10 protein-coding genes and 1 pseudogene are annotated in these 14,341 nt (G+C 61.7%); 5 read left to right on the top strand and 6 right to left on the bottom strand.

Translation table 11 applies throughout. From position 1 onward, the window contains the following. Positions 1-200 precede the first annotated feature (200 nt). Positions 201-1,166, bottom strand: a complete 966-nt coding sequence (locus tag NKH73_RS09915; protein WP_352930731.1) for an RgsD C-terminal domain-containing protein — start codon at positions 1,164-1,166, stop codon at positions 201-203. Between the two features lie 155 nt (positions 1,167-1,321). Between NKH73_RS09915 and NKH73_RS09910 the strand changes: the two genes are divergently transcribed. Then, complete coding sequence (locus NKH73_RS09910) at positions 1,322-1,906, top strand: nitroreductase family protein (protein ID WP_352930729.1); 585 nt, start codon at positions 1,322-1,324, stop codon at positions 1,904-1,906. After that, entirely contained in the window at positions 1,907-2,515 is a 609-nt protein-coding gene (locus NKH73_RS09905) for a flavin reductase family protein (RefSeq protein ID WP_352930727.1), read from the top strand. It abuts the gene before it with no gap. A 67-nt stretch (positions 2,516-2,582) separates the two neighbouring features. On the opposite strand, the gene NKH73_RS09900 is transcribed toward NKH73_RS09905, so the two are convergent. Continuing rightward, positions 2,583-4,496 carry a hybrid sensor histidine kinase/response regulator gene (locus NKH73_RS09900; protein ID WP_502893869.1) on the bottom strand — a complete coding sequence of 638 codons (1,914 nt, stop codon included), beginning with the start codon at positions 4,494-4,496 and terminating at the stop codon, positions 2,583-2,585. 326 nt (positions 4,497-4,822) lie between these two features. On the opposite strand from NKH73_RS09900, the gene NKH73_RS09895 reads away from it, so the two are divergent. Next, entirely contained in the window at positions 4,823-6,262 is a 1,440-nt protein-coding gene (locus NKH73_RS09895; RefSeq protein WP_352930723.1) for a DUF7125 family protein, read from the top strand. Beyond that, positions 6,259-7,311: a sensor histidine kinase gene (locus NKH73_RS09890; RefSeq protein WP_352930719.1), complete on the top strand. Its 1,053-nt coding sequence runs from the start codon at positions 6,259-6,261 to the stop codon at positions 7,309-7,311. Before NKH73_RS09895 ends, NKH73_RS09890 begins: the two co-directional genes overlap by 4 nt. Positions 7,312-7,474: 163 nt before the next feature. On the opposite strand, the gene NKH73_RS09885 is transcribed toward NKH73_RS09890, so the two are convergent. Both NKH73_RS09885 and NKH73_RS09880 read right to left on the bottom strand, forming a co-directional pair. Beyond that, positions 7,475-8,365 (bottom strand): HpcH/HpaI aldolase/citrate lyase family protein, encoded by an 891-nt coding sequence (locus tag NKH73_RS09885; protein WP_352930717.1) that lies wholly within the window; start codon positions 8,363-8,365, stop codon positions 7,475-7,477. Between the two features lie 3 nt (positions 8,366-8,368). Next, entirely contained in the window at positions 8,369-8,821 is a 453-nt protein-coding gene (locus NKH73_RS09880) for a MaoC family dehydratase (RefSeq protein ID WP_352930716.1), read from the bottom strand. 218 nt (positions 8,822-9,039) lie between these two features. Here NKH73_RS09880 and NKH73_RS09875 point away from each other — a divergent pair, with 218 nt between their 5' ends. After that, entirely contained in the window at positions 9,040-10,161 is a 1,122-nt protein-coding gene (locus NKH73_RS09875) for a DUF2336 domain-containing protein (RefSeq protein ID WP_352930714.1), read from the top strand. Here the strand turns inward: NKH73_RS09875 and NKH73_RS09870 are convergent. Both NKH73_RS09870 and parE read right to left on the bottom strand, forming a co-directional pair. After that, a pseudogene (locus NKH73_RS09870) lies at positions 10,158-12,220 on the bottom strand (FUSC family protein). The gene NKH73_RS09875 and the pseudogene NKH73_RS09870 overlap by 4 nt on opposite strands. A gap of 40 nt (positions 12,221-12,260) precedes the next feature. Further along, positions 12,261-14,312 carry a DNA topoisomerase IV subunit B gene (gene parE / locus NKH73_RS09865; protein WP_352930713.1) on the bottom strand — a complete coding sequence of 684 codons (2,052 nt, stop codon included), beginning with the start codon at positions 14,310-14,312 and terminating at the stop codon, positions 12,261-12,263. Positions 14,313-14,341 lie beyond the last annotated feature (29 nt).

The following is a 14,341-nucleotide window of genomic DNA, read 5'->3' as shown; positions in this document are numbered from 1 at the left end:
CTCGTCGGCACCATCAAGCCTGACGAATGCGCAAACTACTTCAACAACGCTGGATATGCTTCCGTAAAAACATGAAAGACTCTAGCGCCCGCCGAACCGCGCGGCCGCGGCCAAATCCTGCCGCGACGCATGCGCAAGGCTGCCTGATCAGCCAAATCATAGGCTGCTGGACGCCAAACCCGCACGGCACTTCGGATGGTTTAGTCGGCGCCTTCCTGGGGATCGATCGCCGAGGCCTCGGTGGCGAGGACCTCGATTTCCTTGTTCTGCCCGGCCACGACCGTCAAATCCTGCTGGTAGATGCGGTCGCGGTTCTTGGCGATGATGGTGTAGTCGCCCTCGGCCAGCACCATCGAGGCAAAGGCGCCGACGGTTTCCTTGATGGGATCGCCGGATTCGTTGAGCAACGACCAGGACGTGTCGGCAATTGCCTCTCCGCCCGGCTCGCGCACCAGCTTCATGGTCATCTCCGCCGCATGATGCTCGACCGCCGCTTCGGTCAGCTTGCCGGCCTCGACGCGGATGTCGGAGCGGATGACGGCATTCACCGAGCCGTAGGTCGAGACGACGTGGTAGACGCCCGCGTTCAGCCGCACGACACTGTTCGGCTCGACGTCGGGTATGATCAGGGCGCGATCGTGATTGGCTTCGGCTTGGCCCTCATAGATCGAAAAGCGCAGCTTCTTCGGCGGTATGCGCACGCCGCCCGACAGCACGGCATCGAGCTTCAGGCCGCCGGCATCGAGCACGAGGCTTTCGCGCTTGGCGTCCTTGCCGACGGTAATGCGCTTGGTTGCGCCGGCTCGGCCGTAGGAGGCATGGACCAGATAGCTGCCGGGCTCGAGCTGAAACACCGCGCTGCCGCCATGGGCGGAAGCGACCATCGGCAGTTTGCCGTCGCCGGTCGGTTCAGGCTTGAAGACGCGCCAGACGATGCCGCGCGTGATGTCGGCGCCCTTGTCCGTCAATTGCGCCGACAGCGTGATCGCCCCGCTGCTCCCCAGCGCCAGCGATTTCTCGTTGCTCGGAGACGCATAGCTCGAAATTCCGGGAAGCTTTAGATCGCTAAGGCCGTCCACATCCTGCGCGACGGCGGACGAAACCGGCACCATGAACAGTGCGGTGCCAAGCCAGATTGGGAAAAGACGCAGGAACCCCTCAAACATGCCTTGCTTTGAAGCCCAAGGCGGTGGCAATTTCAAGGCTTAAGAGTCCGGACCAAGTCTGTTTCGAGCTCTACCGTCCGGCGCGCCGCGCCAATGCCCAAGCCGCCCGATGTCCGATGGTGCGCTTCAGCTCAAATCCTAGGAGACTTGCGCCCATGGCGTCGCCGATCATCGACTTTCTGCTGACCCGAAATTCCGCGCCGATCCCGGAGTTGAAGGAACCGGCGCCCAGCGACGCCGACATCGCGACGATGATTGCCGCCGCCTCGCGGGTGCCGGACCATGGCCGGCTGGAACCCTGGCGCTTCATTCTCTACCGGGGCGAGGCGCGCGTGGAGATCGGCAAGAAGTTGGCAGCCCTTGCCGAACAGCGCGAAGGGCCTCTGCCGGAGGGCCGCCGCAACCAGGAATTGGCGCGTTTTTCGCGCGCGCCGCTGGTGATCGGCGTAGTATCGAATCCGAAGGAAAACCCAAAAATCCCGCAATGGGAGATGTTCCTGTCGGGCGGCATGGCGGCGATGAACCTGATGATATCAGCCAATGCGCTGGGTTATGGGACCAACATGATCAGCAACTGGTATTCCGATGTGCCGGAGGGCAGGGCGATCCTGGGGCTGGCGCCGCATGAGCGCGTTGTCGGCTTCGTCCATATCGGCTCCTACCAAGGGCCGGCGCCGGAGCGGCCGCGGCCCGATCCGACAAAACTCTACGCCGACTATGCAGGACCCTGGGTGGGCTGAATGTTCTACGAGCCGGCAAAGGGTCATGGGCTACCGCATGACCCGTCCAAGGCGATCGTGGCGCCACGGCCGATCGGCTGGATCTCGACGGTGAACAAGGCCGGCAAGATCAATCTCGCCCCCTACTCCTTCTTCAACGCATTTTCGACCAGACCCTTCATCGTCTGGTTCTCGTCCGAAGGCGAGAAGGACAGTGCCACCTTCGCCGAAGAGACAGGTGAGTTCGTCGCCAACCTCGTCAGCCGCGATCTCGCTGAAAAAATGGCCCGCACGGCGGTCGATGCGCCGCGCGGTGTCAGCGAATTCGACTATGCCGATCTCATCATGGCGCCTTCGCGCCTCGTTGCGCCGCCCCGCGTGGCGGCGGCGCCGGCGGCGCTCGAATGCCGGGTGACGGAAATCCTGCGGCCAAAGGCGCTGGATGGGACGCCGACCAGCGCTGTCGTCGTTGCCGGCGAAGTTGTCGGCGTGCATATCGACGATGCGTTCCTGAACGACGGTCTGTTCGATATCGTCAAGGCGGGCAATGTCGGCCGTCTCGGCTATATGGATTATGCCAGTGTCAGCGAGATCTTTTCGATGCGCCGGCCGCGCTGGGGAAGAGATTAGGGCTGGGATAGAATTAAGCACTTGGTTCTTGAAGGCCGGCTCGCTCTAGCAGTTGGTAATCCGGTGACTAAACGGCAGTGCTGGCTATCGCGCTCGCTAATTCGTGTTCTGTGAACGGCTTGCTGAGAATCTTCATCTCCCTAGCACCCGGCAGCTCAGCGTAACCTGTCGCTATGATTACGGGAACATTCGGCCACTTATCCTTGATTGCATCGAACAGCTGTAGGCCAGTCATCTTCGGCATCGCGTGGTCCGTTATGACGAGGTCGAACGACTGCTCCTCCAACAGTCGAAGCGCTGCCGTTGCCGAATGCGCCTCCGCAACCGTATGCCCAAGGTCCTCAAGCATGGCAGCGGTATTCAACAGCACCAGGGCATCGTCATCCACTGCCAGGATTCGCAGAGGGGCAACCTCGGTGGTTTGCTGGCTGAGGACGTCCTGCTCGCGCGCGAGATCTGAGGTCGTGGCAGCCACCGGCAGCCACATTTCCGCGGTCGTGCCTGCTCCCTTGCGGCTCCGGAGAAGCAGGCGCCCGCCCATCTGTTCCATCATCCCATGCACCATCGAGAGACCCAGGCCGGTTCCCTTGCCAACGCCTTTTGTGGTGAAGAACGGTTCCGTCGCGCGGGCAAGCGTCTCGTCGTCCATTCCTTCGCCGCTGTCAGTTATCGAAAGGCAGACATATTGGCCTGGTGCCAAACCCGCATCCCGGACTTGGCTGGCGCTTTCCTGCCGGGCGGAGATCAAGATCGTCCCGCCGTCGGGCATGGCGTCCCTGGCGTTGACGCAGAGATTAAGCAGTGCGAGTTCGATTTGGCTTTCATCAACCATGACCTGGTTGAGCGAAAGCGGGAATTTGGTCTCTATAATAGCCCTGGAGCCTAGCGATCGCTCCAACAACTCCTTCATTCCCTGTATCAGCCCAATGATTTCGACAGGCTTTGGGTCGAGTTGCTGCCGCCGGGCAAAAGCCAGCATGCGCTGCGTCAACGACGCGCCCCGCTGCGCGCCGAGCACGGCATTGTCGAGGAGACGCAATAACTGTGGATCGTCGGGCAGCCGTTTGCGAAGCAACGCGAGGCTACCCAAAACCGCCATCAGCAGATTGTTGAAGTCGTGAGCGACGCCGCCTGTCAGCTTGCCGATCGCATCCATCTTTTGTGAATGGAAAAGAGCCTCACGCGCCTGGTCCAATGACTCCTGCGCCTTCTTGCGTTCGGTGATGTCGCGCGTGATCTTCGCAAATCCCAGGATCTTGCCGTCGTCGTCCCGAATTGCGTCGATGACCACGTGTGACCAGAACCTGGTGCCGTCCTTGCGTACCCGCCAGCCTTCCCGTTCAACGCGTCCTTCACGAGCAGCGGTCTCCAGCGCACGCTGCGGACTGCCTCGCTCGCGATCTTGCGGCGTATAGAACTGCGAAAAGTGCTTGCCGATTATTTCATCTGCCGAATAGCCTTTGATGCGCTCTGCGCCCGAGTTCCAGCTCGTGATTATTCCTTCAGGGTCGAGCATATAGATCGCATAGTCCGTCACGCCCTGAATCAGACGTTGAAACTGCTCCTGGCTTTTGCGCAGTTCCTCCTCGGCTTTCTTTCGCTCGGTAAGATCGCGGGTGACTTTGGCGAAGCCGGTCAATTGGCCGCTAGGGTCGCGGATCGGATCAATTACGACATGAGCCCAGAAACGAGTCCCGTCGCGGCGGACCCGCCAACCTTCGCTCTCGAACTTGCCCTCGCGGGCTGCTATTTCCAGTGCCTGCGCGGGCAGACCGCTTTCCCGATCCTCAGCCGTATAAAAAAGTGAGAAATGCTGACCAATGATCTCGCCGGAGAAATAGCCTTTGAACCGCTCGGCGCCTGCGTTCCAGCTGTTCACGATCCCCGAGGGATCCAGCATATAGATTGCGTAGTCGGTGACGGCCTGAACGAGAGTGCGATAACGATCCTCGTCGCCGACATTGGTTGTCCGTTGGATCATTCCCCCATCCATCTTCTTGGCTTAACCATACAAAATGCCATCGCGCAGCATTGGTTCCCGGCGACGTTCAAGAGCAATGCGCAAAACGACTGCGACAGGGTGCTCGTTATGGATCCCTGCCGGCGATGCGACGGCCCACACCGCATTTTCAGGTTATTCGAGCTGACAACTTGCCTTGCACGGGCGCGCCGATTACAGAAAAACGAGTTCAGAGAATTGAGGCGCCTCAACAAGCGGCCGACAGGTTTGCCCGCTGTCATCTTTCGAACGCATTTGATACCCGACGATGGGCTTGCGGTTCCCAACCTGTTGGACACGAGGCAAACATGGCAGAGCGAAAGAAACAGCCCGTTGTAAGTTCCGGTATCGCCGGCTTGGACGAAATTCTCCGCGGTGGACTGCCAGCTTCGAATTTTTACATTGTGCAAGGCGATCCAGGCGCAGGCAAGACAACCACTGCTTTGCAATTTCTGCGCGCGGGGGTGGCGGCCGGTGAGCGCTGCATCTATGTCAGTCTTTCGCAAACCGCCTCCGAGCTCGAAGCGATTGCGTCTTCACACGGCTGGACGCTCGACGGAATTCGGGTCGAAGAACTTTCAGCTTCTGAGACCGTGAGTGGCGCAGCCGATCAGACCATTTTTCAGACCGCCGACCTTCGGCTGGATGAGACACGGAAGGCGATCGAACGCGCGATCGAAGAACACAAACCACATAGGCTGGTTTACGATTCCCTGCTTGAAATCCGGCTGATCACCGGCGACACGCCGAGGTTTCGCCGCGAACTGATTGGCTTCAAGGCTTTCCTCGCCAAACGAGGCATTATTGCGATGCTTCTCGACACACAAACCAGCGGCGGCGATCATAACGGCGAGGAGATAGAGGGCATCGCTCACGGCGTGATCCGGCTTGACAAATCCCTTGAGGATTATGGTGCCGTACGCCGTCGCATCGAAGTAAGTAAGATGCGCGGTGTGCCCTATGCCGACGGTTATCACGACATGGCCATTCGCGAGGGCGAAGGCGTCGTCGTGTTCCCGAGGATTGTACCCGGTTCGGCCACCGACGTTGCCAAGCCGCAACTGATCAAATCCGGGGTGGATGCCCTCGACGAGATGTTCGGGGGAGGCCAGGAGTCAGGAACGATCACGCTCGTGATTGGCCAGTCCGGGACCGGCAAGTCGACGATGTCGTCGCTTTACGCCACCGCGGCTCTTCAGCGCGGCGAAAGTGTTGCCCTTTTCCTATTCGAGGAGCGGCTGGAGACATTCTTTCGCCGGTCGGAGGGCTTGGGGATGGATCTGCGGCAGTTCCACAAGGACGGTCAACTGGTCATCTACGATTTCAGCCCGAACGAGATCTCGCCGGGCGAGTTCGGCCAGATCGTGCAGCAAGTGGTCAGCCGCAACAATACGCGCGTTGTGGTGATCGACAGCTTCACCGGCTATCTGAATTCGCTCCCACATCGCGAAAAAGCGGTCCTCGATATCCAGTCTCTCCTCAAACATCTCGCGCGTGCGGACGTGCTGACCATGCTCATTGTCGCTCAGCATGGATTGCTTGGACAAAATGTCGGGATCGACGTGGATGTCAGCTTTCTCGGTGACACGGTGCTTCTTCTTCGCATGGCCGAGCATGAGGGCCGGCTAAGGCGCAATATTACGGTCGTCAAGAAGCGCCACGGCCCGCACGACCTCGATGTCCGGGAACTCTTCATCGCGAGTTCCGGTGTTTCGGTCGTTGCTTACAATCCTTTGCCTGAGACGTGAGCGACACCGAGCATAACGGTGTGGGAACACTCGATTGGGTACTTATATTGGCGCCCTACCGCAAGGACGCCTCCTACACGGCCTCCCTGCTGCAGGAACGCGGCGTCCGGGCCAAAGCAGCCAGCACGGCAGACTTGGGAAATCTGCTTGCAGAATCGCCGGGAGTGCTTGTCGTTACGCATGAAGCCCTAGATCCAGTGGCAATCGCTACAATCGCCAGCTTCCTTCAACACCAGCCGAACTGGTCGGAAATTCCCATAATAGTCCTGCTCGACCGTGCGGCGTCTCAGGTGCGCATCCAAGCGGCCTTGAATGCCGCCTGGCCACGTTCACGCCAGATATTCTATCAACGTCCCGTGGCGGCGCTGGAACTGATAAGCGGCATCCAGTCCGCACTCCTCACCAGAGCCCGCCAGCGCGACGTGCGCGATTACCTTGAGCGGGAGACGGAGCTGCGCCACGAGCTAAACCATCGGGTGAAAAACATCCTGGCAACCGTCGTATCCATCTTCGAGATGACGCGGCGCGGTGCAACCTCGGCAGACGGCCTCGCAGAAGATTTCAAAGGACGATTGAGAGCTTTGTCGAATGTTCATTCTGCGGTCTTTGCTGCAGGAGGTGAGACGGTGCCTTTGATGGATGTCGCCAATTCTATCCTTGCGCCATACAGTTCGGAACGGCAAAGCGGCGTCATCATCGAGGGACCTGAGGTGCTGCTTTCGCGCGAGGCCGGCACAACCCTCGCCCTCTGCCTTCATGAACTCGCAACAAACGCCATCAAGTATGGTGGTCTATCCCAGCCCGAAGGCCGGATTCGTCTGGAATGGAAGATTACCTCGAGCTCGGAACCAGCGTTGACGCTGACGTGGATCGAATCGGGGGGGCCGTTGGTCATCGACCCCTCGCGCGTAGGATACGGAACACGGTACATGCGCGCCGCTTTGACCAGTCTGTTTGGAGAGCCTCCTGATCTTATCTTCGCGCCGGATGGTCTGCATTTCTCGGTCCGCGGTCTACTTTCCCGCCTCTCTCCAGAACCAACCGACTAGACTGGCGGCACCGTTGGCTCGTTGCGGCGGGCAACGCCATGATCAGTGCTGCGCATGGTGAGCGGCAGGCCTATCGGGCTGTTCCGTCAATTTCGCGGAACGGATGAGCCGCCTCCCGGCAGGACGCGAGCAGCCATCGTCGGAAGAGCCCGGCGTCGCGCGATCAGACTAAATCAGGCCAAACTCCGGTCGCCCTAGCGCGTGCCAGAAGCCGTTCTGCGAGCCGGAGATGCGGCCGGTCGTACATCTTGCCGTCGATGCCGACGACGCCGGGATTTCCAGCCGCCTCGAATGCCTGGACGATCGCCCTGGAGTGTTTCACCGCCTCGGTCGACGGCGTGAAGACGGCGTTGATGACCGGGACTTGCGCCGGATGGATCGCCATCTTGCCGGTGAAGCCGTCGCGTTCCGCTTCTGCGCACTCGGCTTCAAAGCCGGCCATGTCGCGAAAACCGGGAAAAACCGTGTCGATCGCAGCGACTTCTGCGGCACTTGCGGCGAGGATGGTCATGGTGCGGGCGAAACGGAACACATCTGTGTAGCGGCCATTTTCGTCGCGGGCCGCGCGCGCGCCGATCGCGGCCAAGAGATCTTCCGCGCCCCAGGTGATGCCCGCCAGCCGCGCGCTTGCCTTTGCGTAGGTCGCAGCAGCCAGCACGCCGGCGGCCGTTTCGGTGACGATCGGCAGAATTTTGATACCGCCGTCCGGTACGCCGTTCTCGGCCTCGTGCACCCTGAGCTTGGCCGACAGATGCTGCACGTCCTGTCCGCTGTTCGACTTCGGCAGCATGATGCCGTCGGGTTTCACCGGCACGACTGCAGCCAGATCGTCATCGGTCAGGCCGGTCGAGAGATCGTTGATGCGTATATAAATCGCGGAATTGGTTTGATGACGGTGTTCAGTGATAAAGTGTGCTGCGGTGTCGCGCGCCAACACTTTGTTTTGGGGCGCGACCGAATCCTCGAGGTCGACGATGACAACGTCGGCGCCGGCGCCAAACGCCTTTTCCAGCTTCTTTTCGGAATCGCCGGGAACGAACAGCAGCGAGCGCATCGGTCAGGCTGCCTTCTTCATCATCATCGCCTGCCTCGTGCATTTGGCAACCAACATGTCATTCTGATTGTAGGCGCGGTGCTCGAACTCGACGATGCCGCGGTCCGGCTTCGATTTCGAGTCGCGCACCGACACCACCGTCGTCTCGACGCGGATGGTGTCGCCGTGGAACACCGGATGCGGAAACACCGTCTCACTCATGCCGAGATTGGCAACGGTGGTGCCGACGGTGATGTCGTTTACCGAAATCCCGATCATCAGGCCCAGCGTGAACAGCGAATTGACCAGCGGCTTGCCCCACTCGCTCTTTGCGGCGAAGTCGAAGTCGATGTGCAGCGGCTGCGGGTTCAGCGTCATCACCGAAAACAGCATGTTGTCGCTTTCGGTAACGGTTTTGCGCAGCGTGTGCCGGAAGACGTGGCCGACGACGAACTCTTCCAGATAAAGCCCGGCCATGGTCGATGGTCCTCCGATGCGAAGATTCAGAGTATCAGAGCGTACTTTCCGAAGGGAGGCACATCGCTCTAAGGGTTGATAGGCGCTGCATAGCGCGCTCGCAAGCCAGTTAACAAATCAAGCCAGTTAACAAACATGGTGAACCGTTCGTAAACCATTTCTGTCTACGGTCTTCACTGGGGACAGAACGGGCTTGGGCTAGGGGCGTAGCGGACGGCATGGTTGTTTCGCATTTCCTGAAATGGATTTACACGGCAAGGGTCTCGGAGCGCGCCGCGGCGGCAAGCGCACTGGCCCGCGCCTACATCAATGCCGATCTGCCTTTCGAGGACCGCTGCGCGGCTGAAGCGGCGCTGACCCTGCTGCTCGACGATGCCTCGTCGAAGGTGCGGCTGGCGATGGCGGAGGCGCTGTCGATGAGCCATCACGCGCCGCTGCAGATCATCAGTGCGCTGGCGTCCGACCAGCCGGAAGTCGCAAGCCTGGTGCTGGCACGTTCGCCGATGCTCACCGATGCTGATCTGATCGACCGCGTTGCCCGCGGTCAGAAGGCGACGCAGAAACTGATCGCGGATCGTCCGCGCGTCTCGATGGCGGTCGCCGCGGCGATTGCCGAAATCGGCGAGCCGGAAGCCTGCGCCACGCTGCTCGCCAACAGCGGCGCCGACATCGCTTCGCTCAGCTTCCGCCGTATCGCCGAGCGCCACGGCCATCTGTCCCTGGTGCGCGAAGCGCTGATCACTGACGCGCGTTTGCCTGCCGACTGCCGGCATATGCTGCTGATAAAACTGGGTGAAACCCTTAAAGGCTCGCCGCTGGTGGTGGCGCTGATGGGACATGCCAGAGCCGAGCGCGTCATGCGCGATGCCTGCGTCAAGGCTTCCGTGACACTGATCGAAGGCACGCGCCGCGAAGAGCACGCGGCGCTCGTCGAACATCTGCGCCTGCGAGGTGCCCTGACCGCAAGCTTCATCATTCGCACCATCGCGCATGGCAAGGTCGACTTCTTCGGCTCGGCGCTGGTCGCGCTCAGCCAGCAATCCGAACAACGGGTGAGGGCGCTGCTGGCCGGCGGGCACGATGTGGCGCTGCAGGCGCTGTTCCGCAGTGCCGGCCTTGCCGCGGCCACGCATGCGATCATCCTGCGCGCGCTGAAGATCTGGCGCGAGGTTGCCAATGGCAAGCGCCTGGCCGGCGTTCAGGAAGTCAGCTGGCTGATGCTGAAGGAACTCGGCGGCCAGTCAGCCGAAGGCGATCTCGCCGGGCTGGTGAAGTCAATCCATCTTGACGCGCTGCGCGAAAACGCGCGGGGTCATGCGCTGGCGATCGCGGCGGCTTAGAGTCCATTCTTCGCAAAGAAATGCGGAAAATCCTCGATCGCCCCGGCGATGATGCGTAGCGAGGCTGCGATCTGCAACATTTCGGTGGCGTCGCTTCGCTCGGTAACGGCAGCTGCATACTGCCGCGCGACAGTGATGATCGCCGTTTGCGGTTCGTCGGGTCGCCGGAAGAGCAGTTCGCGCGCCAGTTCCCGCAGGAAATGGGTGATTGAAAGCGCGGTTTCGGCGGGGATCGCTGAACTTTGCTGCGCATTGCGCAGCCGCAGGATTTCAAGGCCGACTGTGACGGCGGCTATGCTGCCGCCGAGAACGACATCGCCTTTCTTGCCCATGCGCTGCATGAGCGGCATTAGTTGATTAACCCGGTCATAGGCGAGGCTTTCGAACGCCTCGCGTCTTGGCACGCGCTGATGCAGGCAGAGGCGCGCCAGATCTTCCCGCATGGCTCGCAAGATGCGGCCGACGGTGACCCACGGATCGGCGGGCAGCACGATGACGAAGACGCCGATCGCCAGAAGAATGCCGACCACGACGGAGGCCGAGCCGGCGAAGAACGGTCCGGGGTCGTAGGACATGGCCTGATGCGGATTGAGGAAGGCGAGGAAATTGATGGCGAAGGCGGTCGCCACGCCGACATAGTGCGGATTGGCCATTGCCAGCGCCGCGGGCACCAGGATCGGCACGACAAAGAGTGCGAACCAGCCGAAGCCAGGCAAAGCGGGGAGCGCGACCTGGCCGACTAGAAATGCAAAGGGCAAGGCCAACAGCGTTCCCTTGAAGAAGCCCCAGGCCGATTGCACGGGATCGGGACGCGCGGCAAACAGGCTGGAGACGACGGCGACAAGGATGACTGTGCCCGCCGCTTCGGACCATTTTGTCGTCAGCCAGAAGGCGGCGACCAGTAGTGTGGCAAGTGCCGCGCGCACCGCGTTTCGCCACGCGGCGTGGTAGTCGCGATGCACGACCAGCGCCGGGTACCTGCGTTCACGTGTGCGGCGCGAGGCCGGCGTTCGTAACGCGTCCAGACCGCGCAGCACTTGCTTTAGGGCCTCCGCAAAATCGGCGGCGATGGTGAGGCGGGTGACTGCGCCGCTGTCATCGCCTCGGCCTGCCGCCATGTCGGGCGTTTGTCGTGCCCTGTCGGCGATCGCGTCGAGCCGCGTCACCCAGGGTGCCGTGTCGTTCAACGCGTCCGGCTTGGCTGCCAGTTCGCCGACTAGGGCCTGCAACTCGGTGCGCACCGGTATGAGGGCCGCGTTTTTCGGTGCGGCATGGGCATGCAGCGCGCGCGCCGCGGACAAGGCCGACAAAAGCTGGCCGATGGTGCGGCGGACCGGATAGGCGCGCGTCGCGAAGCTCGGCGCTTCCAGCCTTGCATAGGCTCGCATTTCACCCAGCGTCTGGGCGTCTGCGATCAGTTTTCGGTGCAGGTTGGCTAGCGTTGCTGCGTCGCCGCCGGAGAACGCGCCGCCAGCATAGGCCGCAAGGTCGAGGATACAGCGCTTTAGCCTGCCGATGATGGCGTCAGCCGCCAGTTTCGGCAGGATCAGCCGGCTGGTCAGGGCGGCGCAGACGATGCCAAGCGCGATCTCCGCACAGCGCGCCACAGCGAGATCGACAACGAGATGTGGCTGGCCGAAAGCCGGTAGCCCGATGATCATCGCCGTATAACCGGCAAGCGCCGCGCCATAGGCTTCAGGGTTGCGGAGCAGCGACGAGACGAGGGTACAAAGGCCTATCCAGACGGCAAGCGCCGTGACGAGTAGCCAGAGGTTGGCGCCAAGACCGTGGTGGTGCCGATTGCCGCCAGCGCGCCGGCCAATGTGCCGAGCAGCCGATAGAAGCCCTTCGCCAGCACCATGCCGGCGACCGGCTGAGCAACGATGAACACCGTCATCATCGCCCATTGAGGGTGGTCGAGCTTGAGCGCGTAGGCGGCGAGGAGTGCGATCAGTCCGGCAGAAACCGTGCGCAGAGCGAAAATCCAATCCGAGCGCGTTGGTGGCGTCAGGCCGGCGATTCTCGCGGCAAGATCGCTCCGCAGCCGGTCCCAGATCACACGCTCATCTCCACATTCGATGCGAACGGGTAGAAGATGCTCAGATATCCAGCACTTCCGTCGCGGCGAACTCCGCGCGTTCCTGGATGAAGCGGAAGCGGGCTTCCGGCTTGGTGCCCATCAGCGCGTCGACCGCGTCCTTGGTGGCGGTCTCGGCGTCGATCACATCGACCCTGAGCAGCGTGCGCTTCCTCTGGTCCATGGTTGTTTCCTTGAGCTGGGCAGCCATCATTTCGCCGAGCCCCTTGAAGCGGCCGATTTCTACCTTGCCGCGTCCGGTGAATTCGGTGCGCAGAAGCTCATCCTTGTGTGCATCGTCGCGGGCGTAAGCGACCTTGCCGCCTTGCCGGATCGAATAGAGCGGCGGCACCGCCAGATAGAGATGGCCACCGCGGACCAGGTTCGGCATCTCCTGATAGAAGAAGGTGATCAGCAACGAGGCGATGTGGGCGCCGTCGACGTCGGCGTCGGTCATGATGATGACCCGGTCATAGCGCAGATCCTCGTCGCGGTATTTTGAGCGTGTGCCGCAGCCAAGCGCCTGGATCAGGTCGGAGATCTGCTGGTTGCCGGCAAGCTTGTCGTTGCCGGCGCTGGCGACGTTCAGGATCTTGCCGCGCAACGGCAGAACTGCCTGGCTGGCGCGGTCGCGCGCCTGTTTTGCCGAGCCGCCGGCCGAATCGCCCTCGACGATGAAGAGCTCAGCGCCGGCCGCGGCATTCTGCGTGCAGTCGGCGAGCTTGCCGGGCAGGCGCAATTTGCGCACAGCGCTCTTGCGCGACACTTCCTTTTCCTGGCGGCGGCGCACCCGTTCGTCGGCACGCGCGATCACCCATTCGAGCAGCTTCGAGGCTTCCTGCGGGTTGTCGGCCAACCAGTGATCGAAGGGATCGCGGATGGCGGTCTCAACGATCCTGATCGCCTCGATCGTCGCCAGCCTGTCCTTGGTCTGGCCGACGAATTCCGGCTCGCGGATGAATACCGACAGCATGCCGGCCGCCGAGATCATGACGTCTTCCGAGGTAACGATCGAAGCACGCTTGTTGCCGACCAGATCGGCATAGGCGCGCAAGCCTCGCGTCAAGACGTTGCGGAAGCCGGCCTCGTGCGTGCCGCCTTCGCCGGTCGGAATGGTGTTGCAGTAGGAATTGAGAAATCCGTCGCCGCCGAACCAGGTCACCGCCCATTCGAGGGAGCCATGGCCGCCTTGCCTGTCGCTCTTGCCGGCGAAGATTTCGCGAGTGACCTGGAATTCGTCGCCGAGTGAGGCTTTCAGATAATCCTTGAGGCCACCTGGAAAATGGAACTCGGCCTTGGCCGGCGTCGTGTCCTTCTCCTTGATCAGCGAGGGGTCGCAGGTCCAGCGAATCTCAACGCCACCGAACAGATAGGCTTTCGAGCGCGTCATGCGGTAGAGCCGCGCTGGCTCGAAAGCAGCACCCTTGCCGAAGATCTGCTCGTCGGGATGGAAGCGGATTTTGGTGCCGCGGCGGTTATGCACCTCGCCGAGTTGCTCCAGACCGGTCACCGGAACGCCGCGCGAAAAACGCTGGCGGTAGAGCTGGCGGCCGCGTGCGACCTCGACCTCGAGATGGTCCGACAGCGCGTTGACGACGGAGACGCCGACGCCGTGCAGGCCGCCCGAGGTCTCGTAGACCTTGCTGTCGAACTTGCCGCCGGAATGCAGCGTCGTCATGATGACTTCGAGTGCCGGCTTCTTGAATTTCGGGTGCGGATCGACTGGAATGCCGCGACCATTGTCGGTGACGGCCAGATATCCGTCGGCGGAAAGCTCGACATCGATGAAGGTCGCATGGCCTGCCACCGCCTCGTCCATCGAATTGTCGATGACCTCGGCGAACAAATGATGCATCGCCTTGTCGTCGGTGCCACCAATATACATGCCAGGCCGGCGCCGCACCGGCTCCAGCCCTTCGAGAACCTCGATGTCGGCGGCGCTATAGCTCTCACTGCCGTCGCGGGATGCCGGGCGCTTCGCCGCCTGCACCAGCGGGTCGGCCGGGCGCGCGGCGGCGCGAACCGGTTGCGGCTGCTTGTCCATCGTGCCGAAAAGATCGTTATTGTCGTCCATGCTGGTCCTGGATTCCGATGCTGCGAATC

Origin of the sequence: Mesorhizobium sp. M0938 (genome assembly GCF_040319125.1) — a bacterium.
GTDB lineage: Bacteria > Pseudomonadota > Alphaproteobacteria > Rhizobiales > Rhizobiaceae > Mesorhizobium > Mesorhizobium robiniae.
This window is presented reverse-complemented; position numbering and strand designations above follow the sequence as displayed.